General features: G+C 35.2%; 25 protein-coding genes. 3 read left to right on the top strand and 22 right to left on the bottom strand.

All coding sequences use genetic code 11. The features are described from left to right. Positions 1–7: 7 nt before the first annotated feature. The 17 genes from AC5YGG_RS14485 to DarG form a co-directional block, all read right to left on the bottom strand. Positions 8–1,180 carry a DUF2062 domain-containing protein gene (locus AC5YGG_RS14485; protein ID WP_496145184.1) on the bottom strand — a complete coding sequence of 391 codons (1,173 nt, stop codon included), beginning with the start codon at positions 1,178–1,180 and terminating at the stop codon, positions 8–10. 4 nt (positions 1,181–1,184) lie between these two features. After that, positions 1,185–1,661 carry a hypothetical protein gene (locus AC5YGG_RS14480; protein ID WP_496145183.1) on the bottom strand — a complete coding sequence of 159 codons (477 nt, stop codon included), beginning with the start codon at positions 1,659–1,661 and terminating at the stop codon, positions 1,185–1,187. Then, positions 1,658–2,038: an ApeI family dehydratase gene (locus AC5YGG_RS14475; protein ID WP_496145182.1), complete on the bottom strand. Its 381-nt coding sequence runs from the start codon at positions 2,036–2,038 to the stop codon at positions 1,658–1,660. The genes AC5YGG_RS14480 and AC5YGG_RS14475 overlap by 4 nt, the downstream gene beginning before the upstream one ends. Before the next feature lie 4 nt (positions 2,039–2,042). Further along, a complete protein-coding gene (locus tag AC5YGG_RS14470) occupies positions 2,043–2,642 on the bottom strand; it encodes an outer membrane beta-barrel protein (protein WP_496145181.1) in 600 nt (199 codons plus the stop codon). Positions 2,643–2,649: 7 nt separating this feature from the next. Then, the gene (lolB2, locus tag AC5YGG_RS14465; RefSeq protein WP_496145180.1) at positions 2,650–3,285 is read right to left on the bottom strand and encodes a flexirubin biosynthesis protein LolB2; all 636 of its coding nucleotides are present in this window, start codon (positions 3,283–3,285) and stop codon (positions 2,650–2,652) included. Beyond that, positions 3,251–3,877, bottom strand: a complete 627-nt coding sequence (lolA2, locus tag AC5YGG_RS14460) for a flexirubin biosynthesis/transport protein LolA2 (protein WP_496145179.1) — start codon at positions 3,875–3,877, stop codon at positions 3,251–3,253. The genes lolB2 and lolA2 overlap by 35 nt, the downstream gene beginning before the upstream one ends. Next, positions 3,874–4,626 carry a polysaccharide deacetylase family protein gene (locus AC5YGG_RS14455; RefSeq protein WP_496145178.1) on the bottom strand — a complete coding sequence of 251 codons (753 nt, stop codon included), beginning with the start codon at positions 4,624–4,626 and terminating at the stop codon, positions 3,874–3,876. The genes lolA2 and AC5YGG_RS14455 overlap by 4 nt, the downstream gene beginning before the upstream one ends. Before the next feature lie 78 nt (positions 4,627–4,704). Then, positions 4,705–5,766 carry a beta-ketoacyl synthase N-terminal-like domain-containing protein gene (locus tag AC5YGG_RS14450; RefSeq protein WP_496145177.1) on the bottom strand — a complete coding sequence of 354 codons (1,062 nt, stop codon included), beginning with the start codon at positions 5,764–5,766 and terminating at the stop codon, positions 4,705–4,707. Beyond that, positions 5,763–6,962 carry a beta-ketoacyl-[acyl-carrier-protein] synthase family protein gene (locus tag AC5YGG_RS14445; protein WP_496145176.1) on the bottom strand — a complete coding sequence of 400 codons (1,200 nt, stop codon included), beginning with the start codon at positions 6,960–6,962 and terminating at the stop codon, positions 5,763–5,765. The genes AC5YGG_RS14450 and AC5YGG_RS14445 overlap by 4 nt, the downstream gene beginning before the upstream one ends. 76 nt (positions 6,963–7,038) lie before the next feature. Then, positions 7,039–7,296: a phosphopantetheine-binding protein gene (locus AC5YGG_RS14440; RefSeq protein WP_065396475.1), complete on the bottom strand. Its 258-nt coding sequence runs from the start codon at positions 7,294–7,296 to the stop codon at positions 7,039–7,041. 89 nt (positions 7,297–7,385) lie between these two features. Beyond that, entirely contained in the window at positions 7,386–7,925 is a 540-nt protein-coding gene (locus AC5YGG_RS14435; RefSeq protein WP_496145175.1) for a 3-oxoacyl-ACP synthase, read from the bottom strand. Between the two features lie 10 nt (positions 7,926–7,935). Then, complete coding sequence (locus AC5YGG_RS14430; protein WP_496145174.1) at positions 7,936–9,084, bottom strand: beta-ketoacyl synthase N-terminal-like domain-containing protein; 1,149 nt, start codon at positions 9,082–9,084, stop codon at positions 7,936–7,938. After that, complete coding sequence (locus AC5YGG_RS14425) at positions 9,081–9,524, bottom strand: acyl-CoA thioesterase (RefSeq protein WP_496145173.1); 444 nt, start codon at positions 9,522–9,524, stop codon at positions 9,081–9,083. The genes AC5YGG_RS14430 and AC5YGG_RS14425 overlap by 4 nt, the downstream gene beginning before the upstream one ends. Continuing rightward, positions 9,499–10,767 (bottom strand): ABC transporter permease, encoded by a 1,269-nt coding sequence (locus AC5YGG_RS14420; protein ID WP_496145172.1) that lies wholly within the window; start codon positions 10,765–10,767, stop codon positions 9,499–9,501. The genes AC5YGG_RS14425 and AC5YGG_RS14420 overlap by 26 nt, the downstream gene beginning before the upstream one ends. Then, the gene (locus AC5YGG_RS14415) at positions 10,754–11,512 is read right to left on the bottom strand and encodes an ABC transporter ATP-binding protein (RefSeq protein WP_496145171.1); all 759 of its coding nucleotides are present in this window, start codon (positions 11,510–11,512) and stop codon (positions 10,754–10,756) included. Before AC5YGG_RS14415 ends, AC5YGG_RS14420 begins: the two co-directional genes overlap by 14 nt. Before the next feature lies 1 nt (position 11,513). After that, positions 11,514–12,509, bottom strand: a complete 996-nt coding sequence (gene darH / locus AC5YGG_RS14410) for a BtrH-related acyltransferase DarH (protein ID WP_496145170.1) — start codon at positions 12,507–12,509, stop codon at positions 11,514–11,516. Positions 12,510–12,564: 55 nt separating this feature from the next. After that, on the bottom strand, positions 12,565–12,969 hold the full coding sequence (gene DarG, locus AC5YGG_RS14405; RefSeq protein WP_496145169.1) for a flexirubin biosynthesis protein DarG: 405 nt from the start codon (positions 12,967–12,969) through the stop codon (positions 12,565–12,567). A 436-nt stretch (positions 12,970–13,405) separates the two neighbouring features. On the opposite strand from DarG, the gene AC5YGG_RS14400 reads away from it, so the two are divergent. Beyond that, a complete protein-coding gene (locus AC5YGG_RS14400; RefSeq protein ID WP_496145168.1) occupies positions 13,406–16,318 on the top strand; it encodes a M16 family metallopeptidase in 2,913 nt (970 codons plus the stop codon). 546 nt (positions 16,319–16,864) lie between these two features. Here AC5YGG_RS14400 and AC5YGG_RS14395 read toward each other — a convergent pair. Genes AC5YGG_RS14395 through AC5YGG_RS14375 form a run of 5 tightly spaced genes read right to left on the bottom strand, consistent with a single transcriptional unit; the run spans position 16,865 to position 23,496 of the window. Continuing rightward, a complete protein-coding gene (locus AC5YGG_RS14395; protein WP_496145167.1) occupies positions 16,865–17,308 on the bottom strand; it encodes a hotdog family protein in 444 nt (147 codons plus the stop codon). 5 nt (positions 17,309–17,313) lie between these two features. After that, positions 17,314–17,745, bottom strand: a complete 432-nt coding sequence (locus AC5YGG_RS14390) for a hotdog family protein (RefSeq protein ID WP_496145166.1) — start codon at positions 17,743–17,745, stop codon at positions 17,314–17,316. Continuing rightward, the gene (gene darB / locus AC5YGG_RS14385) at positions 17,745–18,884 is read right to left on the bottom strand and encodes a dialkylresorcinol biosynthesis protein DarB (RefSeq protein WP_496145165.1); all 1,140 of its coding nucleotides are present in this window, start codon (positions 18,882–18,884) and stop codon (positions 17,745–17,747) included. The genes AC5YGG_RS14390 and darB overlap by 1 nt, the downstream gene beginning before the upstream one ends. Position 18,885: 1 nt before the next feature. Beyond that, positions 18,886–19,800, bottom strand: a complete 915-nt coding sequence (locus AC5YGG_RS14380; RefSeq protein WP_496145164.1) for a dialkylresorcinol condensing enzyme DarA — start codon at positions 19,798–19,800, stop codon at positions 18,886–18,888. 42 nt (positions 19,801–19,842) lie between these two features. Then, positions 19,843–23,496, bottom strand: coding sequence for an MMPL family transporter (locus tag AC5YGG_RS14375; RefSeq protein ID WP_496145163.1), 3,654 nt, complete (start codon positions 23,494–23,496; stop codon positions 19,843–19,845). A gap of 195 nt (positions 23,497–23,691) precedes the next feature. Here AC5YGG_RS14375 and AC5YGG_RS14370 point away from each other — a divergent pair, with 195 nt between their 5' ends. Both AC5YGG_RS14370 and AC5YGG_RS14365 read left to right on the top strand, forming a co-directional pair. Next, complete coding sequence (locus AC5YGG_RS14370; protein ID WP_496145162.1) at positions 23,692–24,699, top strand: hypothetical protein; 1,008 nt, start codon at positions 23,692–23,694, stop codon at positions 24,697–24,699. A 1-nt stretch (position 24,700) separates the two neighbouring features. Beyond that, positions 24,701–25,840 carry an EpsG family protein gene (locus AC5YGG_RS14365; protein WP_496145161.1) on the top strand — a complete coding sequence of 380 codons (1,140 nt, stop codon included), beginning with the start codon at positions 24,701–24,703 and terminating at the stop codon, positions 25,838–25,840. The last annotated feature ends 187 nt before the right edge of the window (positions 25,841–26,027 follow it).

The following is a 26,027-nucleotide window of genomic DNA, read 5'->3' as shown; positions in this document are numbered from 1 at the left end:
TAATTTTTTAATTATTCTCCGGATTCAGCTTATTCAGAAATAGAAAAGTGATAATCCCCGCCAGCGCGGATAATGAGGTACTTAAAATGAAACTTCCGATAACATATTGAACCAGATTGTTTTTGATGAGTTCAAAATTTAAATCCTGACTGAGAATATTGCTGTCCCCCTGAACAAATGGAGCACCCAAAAATAAAGATGCTGCAATGATAAAAGGAATGAAGGGTGGTAAACTCACATTGGATGCAACAAAGGCAAGCACTTTATTCAGTTTAAAAAGAACAGATAAGCTGATCACAAGCAAGGTCTGAAATCCCCAAAAAGGAGAAAGACCTATAAATACTCCCAGCGCAATAGAGAAAGCCTTTATACGATTGCTTCCGTCGCTTTCCAGTACATCTTCCTTTATGAACTTTTTAAAGCTTTTTTTTTTGAAATTATTCACGAAGTTTCTCGGAATAATGTAGAAAAGGGTAATGGTCACCAGAATGGTATTCAGGATACTGATCCTTGTAAAATCCTTGAACGGTCTGAAATGAGAAACACGTTCAGCAGGATCATAAAGAACTTTTATTGGCACATTTTTTACCGGAATATGCCTCCATGCTGTTCTTACAATGATCTCTATTTCAAATTCAAATTTTGGAGTAAAATATTTCTTTGGAATTTTATGTAAAGGATAAAGCCTGTAGCCGGATTGGGTGTCTTCAAGCTTAATTCCTGTCTCAAACCAGAACCAAAAATTAGAAAAACGATTTCCAAAGCTGCTTTTCTTAGGAATACCATCCTGAGACATATTTCTGTTTCCAATTAATAAAACATCATCATTTTCCTCAAGAAGCGCATTCACAAATACAGGAATGTCGTCCGGATAATGCTGCCCATCGGAATCAATAGTTATAGCATAATCATATCCAAGTTCCTTTCCTTTTCTGAAGCCTGTTTTAAGCCCGTTTCCCTTTCCTTTATTCTCAGGTAAGGTAATGACGCTGATCTGAGGATATTGAGCAAGAATCTGCGGCGTAGAATCAGTAGATCCGTCATTGACCACAACAATACTTTCGGTATAATTCAAAACACCGTCGATGACCCTTTTCAGGGTTTTCTCATTATTGTAAGTCGGAATTAAAATGCAGATTTTTTTTTCAGAAATTGCATTTTGTACTTCAGCAAGGGACATGGTTTTATTTTAAAGTGGCTCTTTCAGCCTCGGTAATAGTTTTAGATTGCATTGCAAACCTTTTGATGTAATTTTTCAAGGTTGCATTTTGTTTGCTGTAATGAGTCAGAAGAAATACTTTGTCATCCTTTAAGCTTCCTCTGTAACCTACAATTTTAGGGATATTCTCCTGAACACTTAGCCTGATCAGTCTTAGTTCAGCATTGTTGGGATTACTTTTGATAATGCTTTCAAGGTTGGTAGCACCGGTTTTTACAAGGGCTTTTCTGTTTCCTTTTGAGATTTTAGCTTCCATTATTTTGGCAGCTGCTTTATATCCGGAAGTTACAGCATCAGAACCGGATTGCTTTTCTGCAACTTCAATGAAATTGGCTGTATTGGCATTAGATTCGTTGGCTTTGGCATAGCTGTTTCTCAATGCTTCAAGATCAGACTGAAAGAAAAAAATAAATGCCGCTACGAAGGATAGAATAAGTTTCATGATGGTATTTTTTTATAGCTCACAGACAATTTTAATGCAATAGTCTCGCCAAAGGATGTTATATTTTTTACTTTAACATCTTCCTCATTTTCAGCAATATCCAATTGAAGTTTCAGATGTGGAGTTTCAAAAGGATTGATAATCGCCATGAACTTTACATTCGAAGCTGTTTTTAAAAATAATTTTGAACCAGTAAACTCTTCTGTCAGTTCTTTAATGATCTGCATCATACAAACGCCTGGAGTAACAGGGTTTCCCGGAAAATGCCCCTTGAAAATATCATGATCTTTATTAAGATGAATATTCGCAGTAAAGCTTCCGTTTTCTGCCTTTTCATATGATGTTAACGTATAAAAATCTGTAAGAATAGTTTGCATGATCTTATTTTTTAAGATTAAATGTATAATAAACTCCAAACTGGAATGTCACATTGGTATGGTCATTATTAATATGAACAAAACCTTTTTTAATTCGGGCTTCTACACCAATATTTTTAGTAATATCATAGCCTGTACCGAATAACAATCCAAGATCGGCTTCTGTAGGAGAGTCAATATCCTTATGATCAGTTAAAAGTTCCAAAGTTGGACCAAAATGAATATTAAATTTATCAAAATAAAATTTATTCACTACAGCTGCCCCTACATAAGACAGAGTGACTGTTTTAGAAGATACTGTGGATTTTTGGCTCTCAAATTTTGCTCCCTGACGTGTATAATAAATTTCCGGCTGAAGTGCATAAAACTTAGCAAATCTGATGTTTGCCTGGAAACCTATATAAAAATCAACTTTTGATTTGATGTCAAATGCATTGCTTCCATAGTGGTAACCCTGATTGTCATTGTAATAAAAATAATCCTGTACAGGTCCGTTGGATACGTGTGAAATATTAGCACCTACCCTTATTCCCGGATTAAAAGTTACCTGTGCAAAAGACAGCGTTGATAGTAATGCAAAAAGCAGGAAATATATCTTCTTCATGTGTAATTTATTCAGTTTCGGTTATTTGAAATAGTTTTATATTGATCTTAAAATCCTTATGTTTTAAGTTTAAACTGTCCGCGAAGATATGCTTTTTTGCATCAAAAGTAAAATCGATTTTCTCCTTATTATTTTTTGTGTAAATAACCTCTTTCAGAAAATTGTTTTCTTTGTTGAAGAATAAATAATAAGCTTTATTGTCAATTTTTGACAGATAGATCTTTGCGTTATCATTTTCAAAGGTTTCGCTGACAGGATATTGTCTTTTTAATAGTTGTTGAAAATCGTTTTTCAGAAAATTGATGACAATTTTTTTATCCAGATCAGGAAGTACATAATTAAGCTTGAAGTCATTCTCTGAAACTTCAAAATCAATCAGTTTATTTCCAAAATCAGAAGTTAAGGCGACGCGATGTGTTGTTTCATTCAGTTTTTTGATGATGAGAATACCGCTGACATGGTTTTTATAAATATCCATCTGACATTTATATAAATAATCCTCAGAAGATGAAAAATAAAGATTCTCAACCGTTTTTTCAGTTGTTGAGACCGATTTTACATCACTAAGCTGATACGTTTTGCATGAAACTGCAAGCAAAAGGATCAGACTATAGGTTAAATTCTGACGCAGGAATCGAAGCATTGATCTTTGTATTTTTGAAAACAATATTCGTAGTATCACCGGAAGCTTCCGTCATATTGACCTGGGAAACCGTAGATTGACCTTTCGGGAAATAAAGCTCTATCTGTTTTATATATTTCAGCAGCTGTGATGTTTTAGGGACAAACTTCGCTACATTATAGTTTCCGTTTTTGAAATAGGTCACCGTAAACTCAGGATCATTGAACATGGTTCCGTTGGAGCTTCCTACAATCAGTTTATTGATCTTCTCAAATGTTTTGCTTTTTGCATCCACAGAAGACTTCTTGCCCTGGTCATTGATGTAGATTTTATTGCTTTTAAAAACAATACTGTATTGGTAAGGCTTGATATATTTCCAGCTTAGCATATTGGGAGTCTGAAGAGACATTTTTCCGTAGGTAACAATGCTTTTATCCAGGAAATCCATTTTCTTGGTCTGGGTAAAATCACTTTGCAGGGTTTTGATCTCTTTTGTGTCTGCAGAAACTTTTGATACAAAAGCTTTGGCTTCCGCTCCAGACATTGCTGTGTTTTGAGCAAAAAAGAAACCTGAAATTAATAAAAATGCTCCTAAGGCAATATTTTTAATCATTTTTTTCTTGAATTTGTAATTGAATCAACGGTAAATGTTGAATACTTTTTATCCTCCAAAAATACTAATAAATCTACCAGCGCACGATACGTTTTTTCAGAGGTGTCGTGAAGGAGAATAATGCTTCCTTTTTTAAGGGTTTTCGTAATTCTTTTGAGGATCTTTTTTTCATTATCTATAACGGTGTCCAGAGAACGGACATTCCATCCGATGCTTGTCTTGTGAGTCTGTTTAATGGCTTTGGCAATACTCGGGTTGGTAACCCCGAAAGGTGGTCGGTATAAATCTGTTTTGATATTTCCGACTTGTTTCATCACCGCATCACCGCTTTCAATCTCCTTAATCATTTTTGAAGTAGATAAAAAACCTGTTGCATTGGAATGTGACATCGTGTGATTTCCGATGGTATGTCCTTCTGCGATGATCCTTTGAAAGGTCTCAGGATATTTTTCAATTTGCTTTCCGATACAGAAAAATGTAGCTTTTACCTGATGTTTTTGAAGTAAGTCTAAAAATTGAGGAGTGAATTCTGTAGGTCCATCATCAAAAGTAAGAGCAACCTCTTTTATTTTTGTTCGTTTGTGGGTAATACTATTCACAAAATATCCAAGTTGAATAGCAAATGAACCCCAAACGACAACGGCAGAAAAAGCAAAGAAACAAGCAATATACACCCACAAACTTCCCTGAAACGCATAAATGAAAACGTTACAGAAAAGATAAAATAGAATGAATGAATAGTGTTTCATTGCCGACTGCTTTAATATTTATTTTAGTAAAAAATTGCAAACTGCAAATTTAAGAATCCGCTTTTACCTTTTCTTCAATTAAGCCTTTTCCAGTAATACCAAGCTGTGATCATCACCGGCAAGGTGATTATAAAGAAGTATATTCTTCACTTCTGTCTTTTTTATATCATTGATCATCATCACTTCCGGAATTTGCTGTTCCTTAAGGATATGACATGCTATAAAAGTAGAAAACCCACTTGCTGTATTAAATTCACCGCTTAAATGTTTATAATACAATAATGCTGCATCAGGAAAAAGACTCATTGCCTGAGTATAGTAAGCATCAGAACCAGCATCACTGCTGAAGCCTAAGATGACTGCATCAATATCATTCACGGATAGATTATTTTTTGATACAAACTCCTGAATAAATTTCTGAGTTTCATTCAATTCTAATCGGTTGCTGATTTTAATATCTGTAAGCTTAGCGTAAGAACTTTCTGTTTTGTCTTTTCCAACCACAAAAAAGCTGGCTCCTTCGCCCCAAATAACTCCTTTGGTTTTGGAATTCAGATAGTCTGCGGGAAGATCAGTTTCTTTTTTAATCGTATTGTTCAGACTATAAAGTTCCATAGTTCTGTCGGTCTGCTCATCAGTAGATCCCACCAGAATATTTTCAGCTTCCCCATCATTGATCTGAAGTTGAGCATCCAAAAATGAAAATTCCAGCGATGAAGAAGTATTTACGTAAGTGAAATTATAGGCATGACATTGTAAACCAAGGGCAATCTGACCCGCTACAGTGTTATGAGTGGATTGAATAAAAAATGTAGGGGTTAAAAACTTCTCATGATTATCAATCACGTTTTTCAGGAACTTTTCAGAGTCCTGTGAACATCCCATTCCGGTTCCGACAATAATGGCGTCAGGATTTTCAATTCCAGCTTCTTTTAAAGCATAATTGGATGCTACGGAACTCATTTTTACAGTTTTAGACATTCTTCTGATCATTGCCGGAGGAATGAATTCTTTGTAATTGGGTTCTATAGCTTTTACAATCTTTACCGATTTTTCCGGGTTGAGATTTTGAAGAATATTTTCATTTAAAGTGTCCTGAACAGAGATGCAGGCTGCACTGTTGATGTATACTGCACTCATGATTTTGAGAATATTAAAGTTGAACAATTTCCTCCAAACCCAAATGAATTAGAAAGAACATGATTGATATTCTTCTCCTTAAGTTCAGTAACAGGTGTTAAGTCAAACTCTTCCATTCTTGTTTTAAAATTCAGATTCGGAAAAATAAGGCTGTGCTGCATCGCTAAAATTGAAAATACAGCTTCAATTCCGGCAGCGGCAGCAAGTGTGTGACCTGTAAATGCTTTTGTAGAACTAAATTCCGGGACATTATTTTCCCCGAATATTCTGATCATGGCAATTCCTTCTGATAAATCATTATTAGGTGTTGCTGTACCATGAACATTGATATAGTCGATATTTTCTTTTTGTAATCCTGAAGTTTTCAGAGCTTGCTGCATTGCTAAAAATGCGCCTTGTCCGTTTTCAGAAGAAGCAGTTTGATGGTGGGCATCATTGGCATTTCCATACCCCGAAAGGTAGGCTAATACATTTTTATTTTCTTTCTTTACAACCTCTTCAGATTCCAGAACAAGAAAAGCAGCTGCTTCGCCAAGGTTTAATCCTTTTCGGTTGTTATCAAAAGGAGTATTGTAAGAATCCGTAAGAATCATCAGGGTATTGAATCCGTTCAAAGTAAATTTTGAAAGAGAATCTGTTCCACCCACGATAACACGATCTAGGACTCCGTTTTTAATTAATTTAGCACCCATCATGATAGCATTGGCTGCAGATGAGCATGCTGTACTAATGGTAGAAACCATGCCTTTTAATCCCAGATAATCGGCAATAGCCAAAGAGGAATTTCCGGCATCATGAGCATCAATGTACTTTTGCTTTTCAGGAAAATTTTCGTAGGAGTAGAAATATTTTTCGGTAATATCCATTCCTCCGACACTGGTAGAGGAAATAAGACCGGTTTTGTATTCGTTGATATCGGATATTCCGGCACTTTCTACAGCTTCTTTTGCGGCAACCATTCCCAATAATGATGTTCTTGTTACGTTGTTGTCTTCATCAAGCTGAAGTTTTTGAACAAGTTCTTCATTGGATAATTTTACCTCACCTGTTTTAATAGCTCCGGCATGGCGGGTTTCAAACATCTGAATGTCTGAAATACCGTGTTTCCCGGATTGTAATGAAATAAAATTTTCCTCCACGTTGTTTCCAATGGAGGAGATGATGCCCATTCCTGTTATGGCAATTTTCTGGCTCATTAGTATGATAATGTAACAATGTATCAATGTAACAGTTAATCAATGACTGATCTTCTGTTACATTGTTATATTCATTTTATTTTGTTCTGTTTTCTTCAATGAACTTAGCCATTACCTCAATAGACTGGAAAATTTCCTTTCCTTTTTTAGGATCAGCTAATTTAATTCCATATTCTTTGTCAAGAAGAACGATAAGTTCTAAAGCATCAATAGAGTCAAGCCCTAATCCTCCTCCGAATAACGGATCTGTATCTTTGATTTCTTCTACAGAAACGTCTTCAAGATTAAGTACTTCAATAATTTTGTGCTTCAATTCAGTTTTTAAGTTTTCCATAATTTAATTAAGTTTACCAATGTATCCATGTAAAAGTTTACGAATAGTTAAAATTGTTACATTTTTACGTTGTTATATTGTTACATTTATTACAAGGTTAGCAAATATACAAAAGCTTTATAATTTTCCTGATATAATTCAACCCAGCCACATAATACTTTGTCAGCTTTCCCGGAAAGTAGAATTTGTTCAGCGTAATTGGTTAAAAAATTTTCATCAAATTCATCAAGAACAAAAAAAGCATTCTCTGTCTGCATTTTGTGTTTGATGCTGATTTCTCCCACACATATATTGGGAAGTGTATAGACAAAGACAGCAGGGCTCGGGAAGTAGTTGTCCTGAGAGTTGATGCTTTCCTGATATTTAAAATCGGTATCCAGGCTGGACGAAGTATTGGCAAAAACCAAGGCTGTTTTGCTGTGATCTTCATCTTTTAATATTATTTCAGCCGCAAGAAAAGCTAGTTTGCTTAAGTTATCCATTTTATGAAACTTAGGATAATTCAGCTCCATGGTTTTATAAGCTTCCTTTGCAAATTCCTGGAATGTATGGTTCTGACTTTCAAAAACAATTTTTCCGTCAACGGTTATTTTTGAATGTTCTATGGTACAGGTGGTTTTTTTCTTCATCTTTTTCCTTTTAGCATTTTTCCAAAACAATAGCCGCGTTACAACCACCAAATCCAGATGCTGTTTTCAGGATATACCTGATGGTTGCCGGTTGGCTCCCTCTAATAATATTCAATGGTTGGGAAACTCCCATTTCCTCAAAATTTTTGGAAGGAATTAATGTGCCCTGAATCGCGCTTTCCATAGAAATAATACTTTCCAGTAAGCCTGCTGCACCAAGGCAATGTCCGTAGAAACCTTTCATGCTGTTCAAAGGAATATTTTGAAGCTCCATTCTGTTGAAGGCAATACTTTCCATTTCATCGTTATATAATGTAGCTGTTCCGTGCGCAGAAATAAAATCTATCTGTTCTGAAGTAATATTTGCTTCCATCATAGCATTTTTAATGCTTCCGTATAAGCCGTCTCCGGTTCTTGAAGGTCCGGAAATATGGTTGGCATCATTGATAGCAGAATCCCCAAGCACTTTAAACTTTATCTTTTCATGCTCAGAAATTTCAGACGTGATGTAAGCCGCCGCCGCCGCTTCACCAATATTGATTCCGTTTCGGTTTTTATCATAAGGTTTGCAAGGCTCGGAACCAATTGCCTGAAATGAATTGAATCCGGAGATCACAAATTCCGAAATTTCATCGCCTGCAATTACAAAAGCATCTTTATATTTTCCAGCCTGAATCATATTTTTAGCCACAGCAATTGCCATAGCTCCGGAAACACAGGCATTAGAAACCACGATAGGTTTTGTTGTAAACCCAAAAAAGCCTGCAATTTTCTGTGCTAATTTTGAAAGATAAGCGCCTTCAGGTAATTCAGTCTGATTTTTTAATAAGCTGACATTTCCCTTCGTTGTAGAAAGGATGAAAGCTGTGTTTTCAGTCACAGGATGTCTTTCGATGATTGGTTTCAGACTTAAAAATAACATTTTTTCCAGCCTTGTGAATTCCTGAACCTCAGTTCTTTCCGAATCAAAAACGGTATTGAATTCTTTATTCAGTTTCTCAGAATCAATCATAGAAGCATAAAAAGCATCCTGATTTTCTATAACCTTATGCAAAGCTACTCCTGATTTTTCTTCCAGAATAGCATTCCAGTTAGATTCAACATTAAAGCCTAGCGGAGTTACACAACTATAATCTGTGATATAAATTTCTTTCCTCATGATAATCCCATTTTATCTTTCCATGCCTGAAAAAAGTCCGGATTGTATAAGCACAAGCTTCCATTACTGTCCAGAAATACCTGAATGGTTTCTCCACTGCACACCAATTTATCTTCCTGATTGAAAATCTCATATTTATAGATCAGCTTGGCAGAAACAGAATTGATGAATGTTGTTACAATTCTGAAGGTTTCTCCATACTTTAAAGGTAAAAAATGTTCACACGTACTTTTTACAATAGGCGTTACAAATCCTGCATTCTGAATGTCAAGATAAGTTAGCCCATGCTGACGCCCGAAAGCTTCCCTTCCGTCTTCAAAGTAAACAATGTAATGACCATGCCAGACAATTCCCAGTGGATCTGTCTCGTTGAATCTTACCCTTACTTCTTCAGTGCAGGTTAATATATTTTCGTTAGACTGCATTTTGTTTTCTTTCATAAAAAATAGAAATTGCCACCGTAGCAAGGTAAAATAAAAACAGGAATACCAGTTCTTTGGCAATACCTCCGATTCCGCTGTTTCTTAAAATAATATCGTAATAAGCATTCAATCCCCAGTTCATAGGAGAGAATTTGGCTACCGTCTGCATAAATTCTGGCATTAAGAATACCGGAACCCAGATTCCTCCGATAGCTGCTAAAACAACTACTGATGTTGCGCCAAATGGAGCCGATTGTTCCTGAGTGTCTGCAATTGTTCCTAACAATACTCCAAAACCGATGGCTGCAAGCCCGGCAAATAAAGTAACAGTAACCAGTTGGAACATTTTTCCGGATACATCAAATGCCGGAAGATCCATATAAGGGAAAAGATAAATTCCTACAGCAACCATCAGTAAAAACTGAATCATACAGATGATAAGATACGTAAATGTTTTGCCTAAAATATGTACAAAATATGGAGTAGGGCTTATTCTTGCTCTTACGCTTGTACCCTGACTTTTTTCTTTTACCAGGTTAATTGATAAGGGAACAACAATGAAAAAGATCGCAAAAAGCGTCCAGGCAGGTACATTATGCTGAACGGAATTCGGCATGACATCCATTTCTCCCTTTTTAGGGGTAATTTCTTTAAAACTGATCAGGTTTTTATTTTCATCAAGATTTTCAGCAGTTCCAAGCTGATCCTGAAATGCCTTATAAATCTTTTTATTTTCAATCTCAAAAACCATTTTGTTCACGGAATTCATTACAGAATTTTTAAATCCGGCGTTGGTGGCGGGGTCAAAATATAAATGAATTTCTTTGGCTTTCGGAGCTTCTGTTTTTGTTTTTGATGAATCACTTTCTAATCCGAATGAACTTACAATCGTCTGAACTTTAGAATCAATATTAGAATTTAAATCCTTCGTTAGATTTTCAGGAATAACGATTGCCATCTGGTAATCTCCCGAAAATACAGCATCCTGCGCAGATTTTTCATTGAAATTAGTCAATAGCTGGAAGGTTTTACTGTTTTCAAGCTCACCTTTTATATTCTTTGATACTTCAGATTTATCATTATCAATAAAAATGATCGGAATCTTTGATCCCTCAAGGTTTTTAAAAGTAGAATCTTGAATCAGGGTAATGGTTACTATCAATAGCAACGGCATTACAAAAATGATTACAATTCCTCCGATATCTCTTTTCAGCAGAAGAATTTCCTTAATAAAGCTTCTCCACAGTTTATACAACAACATCTCTTAATTCTTTTCCGGTTAATGAAATGAAAACATCTTCAAGGTTTTCGGCATTGGCAAATTGTGAAACAAGTTCTTCCGGAGTGCCTACCGCATGAATTTTTCCATGGTCTATGATCGCAATTTTGGTACAGAATTCTTCCGCTTCAGAAAGATGGTGGGAAGTGTAAATAATACAAGTTCCCTGTTTGTTTAAATCCTGAAGGTAATCAATAATTGCTTTTTTAGACTGAACATCTACCCCTACCGTAGGCTCATCCAAAAAGAGAACCTTAGGATTGTGAAGCGTTCCGGCGATAAGGTTACAACGGCGTTTCATCCCTCCGGAAAACTGTCCTACCTGTTTGTTGGCGAATTTTGAAAGCCCCATAATCTCCAGGGATTCATCAATGGCTTTGGTAAGATGCTTATGCTTTAATCCGTACAGACTTCCGAAGAACATTAAGTTTTCTTTTGCCGTAAGAGTGGGGTAAAGAGCATATTCCTGAGGAACAATTCCGATAATCTGTCTTATCTTGAAACCGTCTTTTTGTGGGGAAAGCCCATTAATTGTGAACTGTCCCGATGTTGGTTTAATTAATCCCGAAAGCATGGAAATCAAAGTTGTTTTTCCGGCTCCGTTTGGTCCAAGAATTCCATAGATTTCGTTTTTATTGATATTCAAAGAGATATCATTTACAGAAAACTCATCGGAATTTTTGTATTTTTTATATAGATTTTTGATCTCAATCATATTCTCTGCCATATCAGATCGCTTTTCTCAGTTTTTTATAGAAAGCTTCTTCTAAATCTGCGATATGAAGCATTGTTTTTGATAATTCATTGTAAATATTGCTCTTTGAGTTTCTGTTTTTGTACACCCTGGCAATATCCACGGCAAAGTCTCTCCAAAGGTCACCGATAGAAGTGATTTCCTTGGAAAGTTCTTTTAGTTCGTCATTTTTAAGGATAACGGCTGCTTCCTGAAGAAAAGCTCCATAAATAAATCTGAAGCCACCACCACCGGTCCCGATTTCCTCCTGCATTCTGATAAGCTGCCCAAGATAATGGTTCGTTACTTTTGTACCTTTCTTTTCAGCCCATTTCGGGATACTTTTTGCTACCCATCGCATTGCTTTTACGCCAATAAGTGGAACGGGAGCCAGCATGTTTTTACAAGTATCTTTAATTCCCTTTTTAATAGCCTCTTCCAAATGAATATTTTCAGGAATATAGATCGGGTAATACATATGTCCTTTTGGAGGAAGTGCTCCCTTGGCATATCTTACTTTCTCCAGTTCAGTTTCTGAAAGGGAAGTAGTGTAATCCATTACCGGATCACTGATCAGAAACTTTCCGTCTTCCTTACCATATACTACAAGGTTATGAGCATTGAAGTGGAATTTATATTCTTCAGGAAAATAAGTAAGATTGAAAACTCCTACCTGAAGTCCTGTGGGTATATTTTGTTCTAAATTTCTTTCCAGTGCCTTCTGAGCATCCTGAGGATTTGAGAATTTTTCTCTTTTGATTTTAATTCCTAATCTTTTTGCCGCTTTACTAAAGATTGCACCCGGCATCGGACGATAGCTGAAGCCCGGCGCAAAGTTTACCTTTAAAAAAGGCAGATAAACAAAAAACAATCCTGAACCGATCCCGAAGATCATAGGCTCACTGAGTTTCAGTCCTCTGTTAAGCAGTAGATTAGAAGCAACACCGTTTTCGCAATGCGCAGTCTGATGGTGTTCAAAGTTTAATTTCATTGGTCGCTATATCTTTTTCATTGGTTCAATGGAATGTTGCATATGCTTCATTACATTATTTCCCATCGAAGTTTTTTAATTCATTGACTGAAATTCCGAATGCATCAGCATATTTTTTCAGTGCAGTTTCGCTTAGTGTTTTAAATACTTTGGGTTTAAAGTGCCTTTTTACCCTCCATTGCCACATTCCTACATAAGAGGCAAGTACGCCAAGGTCCATTTTATTCAGTTCCATAAAATAAACGATTGGGCTTACGGTATTATTGGCAACGTTTTGCTTTGCTTCATCTATTCTTTCATGAATTAGTTCCATAGACTCATCCAAAGCAGCTTTTTTTGCATTCCAGCCTGTGCTGTTTGCTGTTGTATAATTATCATTCTCGTCCGTTACATATAAGACTTCTGTCATGTTGGCGGATTTCAGATTACTTTCGTCTTGAGGTAGGTCTTGTTTTTTCATCTAAATAATGTTTAATTTTTTTAGATTCCAGATGAAAAATGGTTCACCTGTTTTGATTCTTTTAATCAGTTGGCTAAAATAGTGAAAATACATAATATGAAAATTACACTGATTTTGATGACCGTATTGCTGTGAAACTGAGCCTGTATAAGGATTGATGTTTAAAAGTTCATAGGATGAGTTATTGCTTTTTTTTCCATTTAAAGAGCTGCCGATTAATTTTTTTCATTTTTTCTTTCAGCTTAAACAATTTGTACAAACGTAATTTTTGCAGTTTACTATGCTTAAGTGTTTAACTAATTATAGATATTGGAATCATAAAAAATACAGTTAGTAATTATTATTGATGTTTGTAAAGCTTAGTTGTAACAACTGCGCTGTATAATAATACTAATGAGTAGAAATTGGATAGGAAAATAATTATTAAATAACAACTATGAAGAAGTTTTTTATTTCTGTTTCGCTTTTCTGCATGCTAAGTGCAATGGCTCAGAAATTCGATACACAAAAGCTGACGGATGCTCAAGGCTACACTTATGAAACGGTAAAGAATGACAATGCCGGAGTAAGGGTTTATACTTTGAAAAACGGATTGAAGGTATATCTTGCAAGAAACGAGGATGCGCCGAGAATTCAAACTTATATTCCTGTGAGAACAGGATCTAATAATGATCCAAGTGATAATACGGGATTGGCTCATTATTTAGAGCATATGGTTTTCAAAGGAACTTCTCATTTGGGAACTCAGGATTGGTCAAAAGAGAAAGCTTTGTTACAGCAGATCTCTGATCTTTATGAACAGCATAAGGCTGAAAAAGATCCTGCAAAGAAAAGAGAACTTTACAAGAAGATTGATGAAGTTTCTCAGGAAGCATCAAAGTATGCCATCGCCAATGAATATGATAAAGCGATCTCTTCACTAGGAGCTACAGGAACAAATGCCCACACTTGGCTGGATGAAACAGTTTACAAGAACAATATTCCGGCTAATGAGCTTGAAAAATGGCTGAAAGTAGAAAAAGAACGTTTTTCAGAATTGGTACTTCGTCTTTTCCATACGGAATTGGAAGCAGTATATGAAGAATACAACAGAGCGCAGGATAATGACGGACGTCTTGTAAACTATGCTTTGATGGAAGCTCTTTTCCCAAAACACCCGAATGGGCAACAAACAACTATCGGTACTTCTGAGCACCTAAAGAGTCCTTCAATGGTGGCTATTCATAAGTATTTCGATACCTATTATGTGCCTAACAACATGGCTGTAGTATTAGTAGGAGATCTTGATTATGACAAAACTATAAAATTAGTTGATCAGTATTTCGGTGCTTTCAAGTACAAGGAGCTTCCGATGAAAAAAATGGTTTCAGAAGAGCCAATGACTCAAATTGTTTCCAGAACGGTAAAAAGTCCTTCTAATGCAAGAATGACAATGGCGTGGAGAACAGATTCTTATGGAAGTCAGGAAGCAAGATTAGCAGATGTTGTAGCTGAAATTTTAAGCAACAGAGGAGATGCAGGATTAATTGATCTTAATATTAACCAAAAGCAGAAAACTTTAGGTGCCGGAGCTTATGAATCTCCATTTAAAACATATGGTTACTTTGGATTGGTTGTAACGCCTAAAGAAGGGCAGAGCTTCGATGAGGCTAAGAAGCTATTGCTGGATCAGATTGAACTTGTTAAAAAAGGACAATTCCCGGACTGGATGCTGAAAGCTATCGTAAATGATAAGAGAGTTCAGCGCATGAAGGGTCTTGAAACTGCTGACGGTCTTGCTACAGAGCTTTATGATTCCTATATCAAGGGAAGAACATGGGAACAGGAGCTGGATGAGATCAATCAATATGAGAAAATCACTAAAGCTGATGTTGTAAAGTTTGCCAACGATTTCTTTAAGGATAACTATGTAGTTGTTTATAAAGAGAAAGGTGTAAATGATAAGCTGGTAAGAGTAGAAAACCCGGGAATTACACCTATTAAACTGAATAAAGAAGCACAGTCTCCTTTCCTTAAAGATATTTTAAATACGAAGGTTACAGAGAGCAAGCCGGAATTTATAGATTATAAAACGGCTATTCAGACTTCACAGGTAAAGGATAAGACGGTAAGTTTTGTTAAAAATAAGTACAATGAGATCGCTCAGGTAAGTTATATTTTCCCTTTCGGAACAGATAATGATAAGGAACTTTCTTTAGCAGGAACAGTTTTTGAATATCTTGGAACAGATAAATACACGCCTGAACAACTGAAAGAAGAATTCTTTAAATTAGGAATTACATATAGCTTCAGAACATCCAGCGATCAGACGGTTATCACTCTATCAGGGCTTGAAAGCAATATGAAGAAAGGTGTAGAGCTTATGAATCACTGGATGACGAATGTAAAAGCTGATAAGACCATTTACAGCCAGACGGTTAAAACAATCCTTGAAGCTAGAGATGCTGCTAAAAGAGATAAGGTGAGAATTATGGGAGCTCTTTCCAATTATGCAAAATATGGGAAAGATTCAAGGCTGACTGATGTTATTTCTAAAGCCCGTCTTGAAAGTATTGATGCTGCAGAATTAATGAAAAAGGTAAAAACATTGAACCAATATCCTTACCAGGTATTCCTTTACGGACAGGATCAGGCTGGTATGGAAAAAGCAGTAAAACCTTATATCACGAATACAAGTCTTCAGCCTGCAAAAGCTAAAGAATATGCTGAACCGGCTACAACTGGAAAGGTATATTTTGCAAACTATGACATGGTACAAATGGAAATGGCGAAAGTAGCAAAAGCAAATCCTGTAAACCTAAGCAATTTCGGGAAGTCTACGGTATTCAATGAGTACTTTGGAAGAGGTTTATCTTCTATTGTTTTCCAGGAAATCAGAGAGAGTAAATCATTAGCATATTCTGCTTATGTTTCTTATGCAAATGCTTCGGAAAAAGGACACGCAAACTATATTACCAATTATATCGGGACACAGGCAAATAAGCTTCCGCTTGCTGTAAATGCAATGAATGAGCTGATGGCTGAATTACCACAGATTCCAACACAGTTTGAAAATGCAAGAGGTTCCGCATTAAAGCAGATCGCTTCTAACAGAATTAACAGAACAAACATTTTCTTCAGCCAGTTAGCGCTGAAAAAATTAGGAGTTGATTATGACCTTAGAAAAGATACGTATGCTGAAATTCAAGGATTGACATTACCTCAACTGACAGGTTTCTATAATACGGAGATTAAGCCGGTAAAATACAATACAGCTATCATCGGTAAAAAGGAAAATCTGAATATGGAGTCCATCAATAAAATGGGTGAATTCCAGGAAGTATCTCTTGAAGAGATTTTTGGATACTAATTTTTTTAGTTTTAATAATAGGTAAAGTGGAGCAGAGATGTTCCACTTTTTCTTTTAAATAGGGATGTTGTAAGGGTAATTGTTTCACCGTTATGTGGAATGTTTCACGTGAAATATGCTGTTGTTTTAACACGAATATTATCAATAATTCCACCAGTGTTCATTATTATTTTTTGATAATATTGTTAAAACGCAAAGGTTCGCAAAAGGATTATAAATGTGGTTATTTTCGATCACAAAGGCGTTTCACTCAGAAAGGGAAGTCGTTTGATATTAATGTTTTTTAATTCAATAGAGGTGGGCTTTAGCCCGCCTAATAAAGAATCGAAGTTCATTGGCTTTAGCCAAACCTACAAAACAAAAAATCTCCAAGTAGCAATAGATAGCAGCCTTAGCTAAGTGAAATGCCTCTGCGACCTTTAAAATAATAGGAATAAACATTTCCTCTGTGATCATAGCGTAAAAAACACTCCAATCTCTTTGTAATCATCAAAAAACAAAAAAGCTGCACAAAATGTACAGCTTTTAAAGTCTTTTTCTTTCTTTTTACGATTTTACCTCCTGAATAAACAGGTTAATCTCTGCACGGATCAACAATTCACCATTATTGAACGTTTCGCAGTAGATATGGCAGATATTTTCAAACTGGGAAATCAGTGATGCTTTTGAAATGATTTTATCATTTACTTTTGGAAGCCCGAAAACTTCAATTTTCTTGATATTAGTAATAAAACCTATCACTTTGGTATCCGCTTCAGGGTTTTCAAAAAAGCTTTGTCCAAGAATGGATGAACAGGTTTGCGCAAGATTTTCAATTAAACCCGCTTCAACGAATTCATGGTTATGAACAAATACGTTATCTTCTTTTATTTCAAAGGAAGTCACTACTTTTTCCTTGGTCAGTTCCAGAATATAGTCTGCCATGAGCATCGGTTCACGATGAGGTAAAAAGTTGTGTATATTGATGATATTTTCTTCCCTGATTTCCATTAAAGTTATTTTACAGCAGTTTTCATTTGAGATTTTGCAATCACTTCATCATTTAATTTGGTAACAATGTCTACAAGTGTTACTCCCATTACTTCATTGAGGATGGTTACCTCAGATTTCAGTTGATCTCCGACTTTAGGAAGTATTTCAGCTTCAAAAGATTTAATAGCTCCAATATATCCTGTTGGTGCATCCTTTCCGAGCAGATAATATTTGTAACCTGTATGCAGGGCTACACTTTGCGCCTGGTGTTCAATCAGCCCGGAAGCCTGAAAAACTTCATCCTGAACGAAAAGATTATCTTCCTTAATCTCAAATCCGGAAATAAGATGACTCTCGGAATATTCCGATAACTCGTGTACCATTACAAACGGCGCACGCTGCGGAATAAGACTCTGTACAAAATCTTTATCGGATGTCGGTAATGTGTTTTCCATTAGCAAACGGTTAATAAAGAACAAGAATAGGCGAATCTTCCACTTTCAGGAACGCAAAGAAGCACTTTTTCTCCTTTTTTCAATGTACCTGAATTCATCAGCTCTTCTAGTGCTACGAAGATAGATCCGGCACCAATGTTTCCAATACTTGAAAGGTTGTAGAACCATTTTTCAGCTGGGAAGTCCATTCCTTTTTTTGCAAATTCTTCTTTTAAACCATCTTTAAAATATCCTGAAGAGATGTGTGCTAACACGTGATCAATTTTTTCAGGATCCAGATTATGTTTGTCAAAAGATGCTCTTAAGCTTTCTGCACCTTTTACCAGAATGTATTTATCAAGGATTTTAGTATCTTGTTTAATGGCAAAAATAGAGTCTTTTAACCATGAATCAGAGGGATAATCTGCCCATGATTTTAAGCTTCCGTCTTCCTGCTTTTCACATCCTGCATACATACATGCTTCAATTTCGTGAGCATAAGAATAGAAATCAATAAATTCTACTTTTAAAGAAATGCCATTTTCTCTAGGTTTATTTTGTAATAGGAAAGCGCCCGCTCCGTCAGAAAGCATCCATCTCAGGAATTCTCTTTTGAAGGCGATGATTGGTCTTTCTTCTAATAGCTTTAAATTTTCTGCTTCATGGTTGAATTTATCAGCCGTCATCCATGCAGACATTCTTTCGGAACCGGCACATACTGCACTTTCCTGTACACCTGCCTTTACAGAAAGGAATCCATAGTTAAGCGCATTCATCCCGGAATTACAAAGTCCTGTTGCGGTATTGATTTCAATGGATTTTCCGATGTTCAGTTCACCATGAACCATAGAAGCATGTGAAGGCTGAATTTGATCCGGAGATGTAGTTCCTACGGATAATAATTTCATATCTTCCTTTTTGAAATTTTCATCAAAAAGACCTTCAATTGCTTTTGCTGTAAGCTGCGCATTGGAATGCGTAGGGTTTCCTTCCTTATCTAAAGCATAATATCTTGTGGTGATTTTATTATTTCTTAAAATAAGAGATCTCGCTTTAGAAGGCGCGTCATTGATTAGCCCAAGATACGTCTCCATCTCATCATTCGATACCGGTTCGTTGGGTAAATATTTTGATGCCTTTGTTATAAATACGTCGTACATTCTATTTTAAATTAATTCCTTGTAAATATCGTTTTTGTTTTTGTCTTTTAAACCAAAATATAGGGGTTGTAAGAAGGTGTAAGACTAATACGATGGGTGAGATAACCCATATCGCAGTCATCAAATATACCTTAAAGAATTTTATCAGCAATGGACGTTTCTCTTTTTTCTTTATAATCAGATTAGACCATACTGTGAAAATTTTATTTCCTACCTTTTCTACACGTACCAGAAACGGGCGGATTTCTATTGCTCCATTCTTTACAAGATCGGGTTGTAAATTTGCCAGATCATTGCTTCTGAAATGCTTTTCGATGATGTCGCCGTATTGTACGGAGCCTGCTATTTCTTCATCAGAAACACCCGCGGCAGGTAAAAGTCCTGATTTTTCTTTCTGTCCCGTGGTCAGCCATCGTACGATAGTCAGTACACTCGTATAATTATCGTGTCTGTCTACTAAGGCAATATTTCCAACAAGCTTTGCTTTTAGATCTCTGAGATAGACTTTTAGTTTTTCCTGAGAGAGCATCCACATATTTCGTGTTCCGGAAATAGTAACAACAGGAGTGTCTTTAAGGAGCTGTTCTGCATAGCTGCTTTTAAGGAATGAAATAATAGGAATAGACGGAGTAAGGAACCATACCTGATATCCAAACAGGATGAGGTCATACTTCTTGTTCAGAATTTCTTCGGAAGGAGGCAGAATTTCTTTTGGAATTTGTAAATAAGATTCCGGGAAAGTGTCAAAAAATACATCACCGGGCCAAGGATAAGGAAAGTCTTTCTTTAATTTAATATTATAATAGGTAACATCATATTCTTCCCTTTGAGTTTCAAAAGGCTTGGCAATATTTCTCACAATATCTTCCAGCTGACCGGTTTGAGAATAATATATGACAAGTATATTTTTTTTCATGGAATCTTTTTAGCGTTTACAAAAATATGTTTTTCATATTTATTATTCAGTTTTAAATACTTTTAATAATTCTGAACTGAATTTTAATGTATAATTTTCATTTTCAAGACTGAGATTTTTAGTATTAATAAAAATTACAGTGTCAGGAAGTTCCTGAATCCTATTGATATCAAAATGGTCATCAGAAATAAGAAGCACATCTATTTTCTTATTTACCTCAGAAAGATCCTTAATATATTGTATTTTTCTTCTTTTTACTAAATAATTGTGAGCTGCCGTTGCTCTTTTGTCATTGTTATCTATTAATGTAAAGATTCTTCGGCTAGCCTGATATAAAGTAAGTAAGACATCTTTTTGTCCGTAGTCATCAGCAATGTGAAGAATAGTAGCATCATTATCAATGTGTTTATTCAGCTCAAAATATACTGATTTATTTGTATTAAAATCTTTCTTTACTTCCGTTACAACTTCACTGTCTTTATATAGGTAGCTTAAGAATAGCTGCTTTTTAAAATAATTTTCATCTTCAATTTCTTCTCTAAGTTTAGCAAATTCATTTCTGTAGTAAGCATTAATCTTTTTTGTTCTCTCTGAATAATTTTTACCAAAACTCAGATCTTCTTTACAGATTCTTTCTCCTACTTTTACTGTAATCCTTCCGTCATAGATAATGAAATCTCCTTTTGGAAGTACTTCTGAATTCCCATGAATATATAAAGGAAGAACATCCAGCTCGAACTGCTCGGCAAGATAGAATGCACCTTTATGGAATCTTTTTACATCATTGGTATAAGATCTTTCTGCTTCAGGGAAAACGACCAGGGAATAGCCTTGAGCTACTTTTTCTTTCAGCTTATCCATTCCGTTTTCAATGCCCTGAGAAACCGGATAAAAACCTAAAGCTCTTACCAGTTTTCCAAAAACCGGAGACTGATACACCCAGTCATTTACCAGATAAATAATTTTATGAGTTGCCATTGCAATCGCCAATGTATCCAAAAATGAGGTGTGATTGGCAATAATAACAGCAGGTTTGCTGAAATCTTCATTAGCGTTTTTAATGACCTTCTTCTTTACAAAAGGATTGGAATAAAGCACAGAAGTTAAAAACTTAGCCAAAATAAGTTTAATAATATCCAATGTTTTCCCTTTTGAATTTTTTACAAAAAAACTTCCGAATGCCGAAAATATCAGTCCTCCAAGACCATAATATAAAAACGAGATCAAAGAATTTAATAACAGTCTGAATGTAATGGGTGAAAGTCCTTTTTTTGCTCTGTTAGTAATGAAAAACCTAAACCAGAACGGATATAGCGTAGAGGTAATGATAATTACAGAAAACATACCGATCAAAGCGACTAAAGCAAGAGAATGCAATGCCGGATGCTTTGCGAAGATCAGTGAGCCAATTGACAGAATTGTGGTAAATACTGCTAAAATAATTGATGTTCTATATGTTGGGAGTTCATTTTTTCCTGTAGTATGTTCCTTTTGCATTGCCTGGGTCAGGAAAATACTGAAATCATCACCCACACCAAAAACGAGTGTGCAAACAACCGTGCTGAAAATATTTAATTCCAAGCCCAGAAAATAAAGAATTCCAGCTGTGACAATTCCTGTCAGAACAATTGGAAACATGGTGAGAACCGTCAGTTCAAAATTTCTGAAGAATACAATGATCGTTAGAATGATTGCTAAAAGGGAATAATTGATCAGGGTATTGAAATCTCTCTTTAGCAATCCTAAGAAATTTTCATTCATCTGCTGGCGGTCAATTGCAAGGGCATCATGTTTTTTTTCAATATCCTTGATAAAGGCATCTCTTTTCTTTTCATCGACTTTTACTACATTGGAAACGGTATAAAAACCGTTCTCATTGCTCATGAATTCAGAGATTTGAAGAGCTTTTACCTTTTCGTAGTCTTTAAGAGCTAATGTTGAATAGTTTTTATTTAAAATTTCATGAAAATTATCAAAAGCAGAGCTATTGAACCCAAATTTGTTTCCGTTACTTATCAGTTCTGAGATAGTTTGATTCTTTTTATGATCATTCCAGAAGCTTTTCCATTCTTCAATCTTTTTTTGTTGGTCTTTTTCAGATAAAACAACGCTTCCGATAGAGTTATAGCTCAGGATTTTACCATCTTTTTTTTCCTTTTCAAGAAAAGAGCTTAATTGAGAATTTCTGGCTAGGGCTTCTTCTTCGGAATTTCCGTAAGAAATTGTATAAATAGACTTTGAGGTAATGTCTGAAAGCTTTTGAAGCTTAGCCTCGCTGATCTTCATTTCTTTTGGAATATAGTTCAGGTCGCCAATATCTTCATTGAATCCTACATGCCTGAAGCTAAAAAGACATGCAATAATGATAATGGAGCAGCCAATAATCAAAGGTTTATTCTTTTCATAAGGATATGACCCTATCTTGTCTATGAAATTGGTGTTAAGGTTTTCTTCCTTATGTTTTGGTTTATAAAGTTGAGGAACAATAATCAGGGCGCTTATGGAAGATAAAATAACTGTAATTGCAGCAAAAAGCCCCAGATCTTTTAAAGCTTCGGATCTTACAAATACCAGACACAGAAATGAAACAGCAGTCGTGGCACTACTTAATACAATAGGTTGTGTAATTTCCTTGTAGAGCTCTTCAATATTGTTATTGTGTTTATAATGTGTCAGAATATGCAGTGCATAATCTATAGTGATTCCGATAAGAATTGCGCCTACACTTAAAGAGATTGCTGAAATTTTATCCTTAATAAAATACAGAATCAGTAAGGCTAATAATACCGAAAATACCGTAGGAAGAAATACAATAACGGGAGTAAAGAAATTCCTGAAATAATAGATCAGGAGGATCAAAAGTACAGTCATGGAGATCATCACTGTATTCTGAATGTCTTTTTTTATCTGTTTTGCATTGGCTACAGCAATCACCGGAGATCCGAAATAGCTTATTTCTGTTTTGCCTTTAAACTCTTTGTTCAGGTTATCTTTTATTGTGTTGAGCTGATCCACAAAGAACTCATTTCCTTTTGTCTCGTTACTTTTATTTTTAGGATCAATGAAGAGCAGTAGGTTCTTTCCGTCTTTAGTGACGATGTAGCTGTCTTCCAATTTGAAATCCTTACTGATATTTAAAGCATTGAGCTTCTTGATTCCGAGAAAGGTCAGCCCCAGAGGATCTTTTTTAATGAATTCTTTTGTAACAAGACTTGTAGGAGAAACTAAGGACATATAATTATTCTCTACCTGCTGGGCAATACTGTCCTTCTGAAGTTTTCCTTCAATTTCTTTATAATCATTTTCATTGAGGAATAAAGGCAGATTTTGGCTGACAAAATCAAAGGTTTCTGAGATTTCATTATCATTTACTTTTCCTTGAACAGAGCCGATGTATTTTTTTAAAGGTTCTGTTTTCTGCAAAAAAGTATCCGCTGTTTCGGAAAGCTGAAAGTTATCCTCGGTGGTTTTTTTTTCTATGATAACAATGATCTTATCTGAAAAGTTAAGCTGTTTAAGCACCTTTGCCGTCAGATCGGATTTTTCACTTTTAGGAATGATCTGATTGATATCTTCCTCAAAATGAATCTTGGATGCGAAGAAAAGGCATAGGGCTGCAATTCCTAAGGCTGTAAATACAGAGAGGATTTTGTTCCTGGAAATCAGATAATATAAAAATATAAAAAAGCGATGCATTGCATTTAAATCAAGTCTGCAAATTTAAATTTTTAAGAATTACTTCAAAATAGTTAGACCATAAGTTTTGACTGAAAATCAATAAAATATTCTAGGAAGAATGAAAAAATATTCTACTTTTGCAAAAGTTCCCTTTTGATGAAATGTATTTTAAACCACAAATTATTATTAAAAAAATAAGAATCTGTTGTAGATATGTTGAAAAAGAATGATGAAAAAATAAATGGATTCCTATTTGTAATAGTACTCCCGCTTTTGATGTTTGCAATGTCTTACTACGGATTTGAGTCTTCCTATACAAGACTGAAGACTTCGGAGCGAACCCCTGACTTTTTATTTTCTTCAGTATATGCTTACAGGGTGATTCCCAATTACCTGAGTGTTCAGATGACAGATCTGATGTTTTATCTTATCAATGGTCCTCTTTCTTTATTTAAAGATTTTCTGTCCAAAAACGGAACACCTTTCTATCATGGGCTTTTCTTAATGAATAGTATATTCTTTGTGTTGTGTTCAGTGGTGCTGAATACGATTTTTAAGCTTAAAGCAACTGCTTTTCTTTTACAGCTGAATGCCAGAAGAATTATTCATCTTTTGTCTGTGTTTTTTATTGTACTTACACAATATGCTCCTACCAATTGTGATACAATTGCACTTTTCTGTTATTTAACGGGTGTTTTTTTAACCTTGAAATATTTACTTACCCATAAAAATATATTCCTGTATCTTTTAACCGGACTTATTGCCTTGTCTACTTTGGTGAGAGAAACGGCATGTCTTAATATTGCTTTTTTTGCCGCCATGTTTTTTAATGTAGATGATTTAAAAAAAGGAAATTATCAGGTAATTTTGAAACTGCTGCCATTAGTGATCGCTTTTCTGATCCCTTATCTGGGATTGAGGGCAATGCTTGTACAGGATGAAACAACTTTTGTAGAAGGATTTTATATCAACCGAAACTTTTCAAGTCCGTTCAATCTTGCAGGATTGCTCTTTGCCATTATTGTACTTTATTATATATTTAAACTTTGTGTAGATAAAGAGAACAAACAGGTTTTTGGTAAATATCTTTTCTTTTCCATTCCTTATTTGTTTATGATTACCTTGGTAGGACTTTTTTGGGAAATAAGGTTATTTTTACCTTTGATTCTGACAGGGATTATAATTGTTTATCACCAGTTTAAAAAAACATCAGAGCTATAGCATGACTTTACTCCATCCATATTATATAATAGCGATTATTTATATGCTGATCTTCAGTATTCAGGAAGTCTATGGAAGAAAGGTTGACAAAAAGTGGTTCTGGCTGCTGGGTGTATACTTTGTGATTCTTGCAGGGCTTAGAAATGATGTAGGACCGGATTATGGTAGTTATTTGGGGATCTATATCTATTCTGATGAGAAGAGTTATTACAGTATCTTTATGAAGATGCTCCATTTGGAAGGTCCGGAGCTGCTGGATGTAGAATGGCTCTATACATTAATAAATAAGATACTCCTCAATATTTTTGATGCGCCATTTTATATGGTCACCTTTGTTATCGCTCTCTTTGCCATATTTTTTAAGGTAGAATATACTGATGATAATACCTTTTATCCCTTTACCTTTACCTTATTTATGTTTATCCCAAACTTTTTTATTGGGGAAAGTGGACAAATAAGACAAAACTTAGGAACTTTTATTGTTTATTTTGCCATACGGTTTATAAAAGAACGGAAACTCTGGTATTATCTCTTCTTTATATTCATTGGCTCGGGGATTCACAGTGTCTGCTATCTGTTTTTACCTATGTATTGGCTGGCGAGGATTCCTTTGAATAAAACGATGATGCTTTTGATGATTATAGGCTCTATTTTATTGTCACCCTTTGAAGTGTATCGTGTGCTTGGAGATTTTCTCGGGGGGATGGCGTCGGAAAGTTCCCTTGTAGAAGGGTTTAATGGTTATGTAGAGATCAGTGCGCAAAGGCTAAATGGTGGCTTTGGTATTCCTGAAGCAATGATGGCAATTCTGACGTTTTTCCTTTTTGTTTTTGATACAAAGATGAAAGAGTATTATCCTTATTATGAGTATCACAGAAACTATGCGGTAGCAGGGATTTGCTTATATTTTATATTTAGGAATAACCCAATTTTCTCTTCCCGACTTGCCGGAGCATTTATTGGATTTGCCTATGTCATTATCCCGAATGCTATGTATGTAGTTTCAGGCAGGATGAAGAATATGATCTATGCATTTATTATCTCTCTTGTAGTCTTCAACTTTGTGGTGTTTGGATACTTTAATAATATCAAAGCTGGACGATTCTCGATAGACCTTTATAGAAATTACGTGCTTCCGTAAAATACTTCGGATTATAATATAAATAGGCGGGCTACTTTTCAAAGTAGCCCGCTTTTAAATTTTAAATGTATTTATAGTAATTGTAAAAAATTTATTTTGAATTATTTATATTTTAATTTGAATATGTAATATTTATTTATAAAATAAATCTCATTTTGTTGATATGGGCTTAAAAGTTGTATTTCGC

Source organism: Chryseobacterium sp. CS2K3 (assembly GCF_059515185.1).
This window is presented reverse-complemented; position numbering and strand designations above follow the sequence as displayed.

Bases quoted from the DNA above. Each gene is read 5' to 3' on its own strand.
- AC5YGG_RS14485 (WP_496145184.1), bottom strand. From the start codon at position 1,180: ATGTCCCTTGCTGAAGTACAAAATGCAATTTCTGAAAAAAAAATCTGC.
- AC5YGG_RS14395 (WP_496145167.1), bottom strand. From the start codon at position 17,308: ATGGAAATCAGGGAAGAAAATATCATCAATATACACAACTTTTTACCT.
- AC5YGG_RS14420 (WP_496145172.1), bottom strand. From the start codon at position 10,767: ATGTTGTTGTATAAACTGTGGAGAAGCTTTATTAAGGAAATTCTTCTG.
- AC5YGG_RS14380 (WP_496145164.1), bottom strand. From the start codon at position 19,800: ATGAAAAAAAATATACTTGTCATATATTATTCTCAAACCGGTCAGCTG.
- AC5YGG_RS14425 (WP_496145173.1), bottom strand. From the start codon at position 9,524: ATGAAAGAAAACAAAATGCAGTCTAACGAAAATATATTAACCTGCACT.
- AC5YGG_RS14470 (WP_496145181.1), bottom strand. From the start codon at position 2,642: ATGAAGAAGATATATTTCCTGCTTTTTGCATTACTATCAACGCTGTCT.
- AC5YGG_RS14480 (WP_496145183.1), bottom strand. From the start codon at position 1,661: ATGAAACTTATTCTATCCTTCGTAGCGGCATTTATTTTTTTCTTTCAG.
- lolA2 (WP_496145179.1), bottom strand. From the start codon at position 3,877: ATGATTAAAAATATTGCCTTAGGAGCATTTTTATTAATTTCAGGTTTC.
- AC5YGG_RS14445 (WP_496145176.1), bottom strand. From the start codon at position 6,962: ATGAGCCAGAAAATTGCCATAACAGGAATGGGCATCATCTCCTCCATT.
- AC5YGG_RS14365 (WP_496145161.1), top strand. From the start codon at position 24,701: ATGACTTTACTCCATCCATATTATATAATAGCGATTATTTATATGCTG.
- AC5YGG_RS14390 (WP_496145166.1), bottom strand. From the start codon at position 17,745: ATGGAAAACACATTACCGACATCCGATAAAGATTTTGTACAGAGTCTT.
- AC5YGG_RS14400 (WP_496145168.1), top strand. From the start codon at position 13,406: ATGAAGAAGTTTTTTATTTCTGTTTCGCTTTTCTGCATGCTAAGTGCA.
- AC5YGG_RS14440 (WP_065396475.1), bottom strand. From the start codon at position 7,296: ATGGAAAACTTAAAAACTGAATTGAAGCACAAAATTATTGAAGTACTT.
- AC5YGG_RS14475 (WP_496145182.1), bottom strand. From the start codon at position 2,038: ATGCAAACTATTCTTACAGATTTTTATACGTTAACATCATATGAAAAG.
- lolB2 (WP_496145180.1), bottom strand. From the start codon at position 3,285: ATGCTTCGATTCCTGCGTCAGAATTTAACCTATAGTCTGATCCTTTTG.
- darH (WP_496145170.1), bottom strand. From the start codon at position 12,509: ATGAAATTAAACTTTGAACACCATCAGACTGCGCATTGCGAAAACGGT.
- DarG (WP_496145169.1), bottom strand. From the start codon at position 12,969: ATGAAAAAACAAGACCTACCTCAAGACGAAAGTAATCTGAAATCCGCC.
- AC5YGG_RS14430 (WP_496145174.1), bottom strand. From the start codon at position 9,084: ATGAGGAAAGAAATTTATATCACAGATTATAGTTGTGTAACTCCGCTA.
- AC5YGG_RS14450 (WP_496145177.1), bottom strand. From the start codon at position 5,766: ATGAGTGCAGTATACATCAACAGTGCAGCCTGCATCTCTGTTCAGGAC.
- AC5YGG_RS14435 (WP_496145175.1), bottom strand. From the start codon at position 7,925: ATGAAGAAAAAAACCACCTGTACCATAGAACATTCAAAAATAACCGTT.
- AC5YGG_RS14415 (WP_496145171.1), bottom strand. From the start codon at position 11,512: ATGGCAGAGAATATGATTGAGATCAAAAATCTATATAAAAAATACAAA.
- AC5YGG_RS14455 (WP_496145178.1), bottom strand. From the start codon at position 4,626: ATGAAACACTATTCATTCATTCTATTTTATCTTTTCTGTAACGTTTTC.
- AC5YGG_RS14370 (WP_496145162.1), top strand. From the start codon at position 23,692: ATGTTGAAAAAGAATGATGAAAAAATAAATGGATTCCTATTTGTAATA.
- darB (WP_496145165.1), bottom strand. From the start codon at position 18,884: ATGTACGACGTATTTATAACAAAGGCATCAAAATATTTACCCAACGAA.
- AC5YGG_RS14375 (WP_496145163.1), bottom strand. From the start codon at position 23,496: ATGCATCGCTTTTTTATATTTTTATATTATCTGATTTCCAGGAACAAA.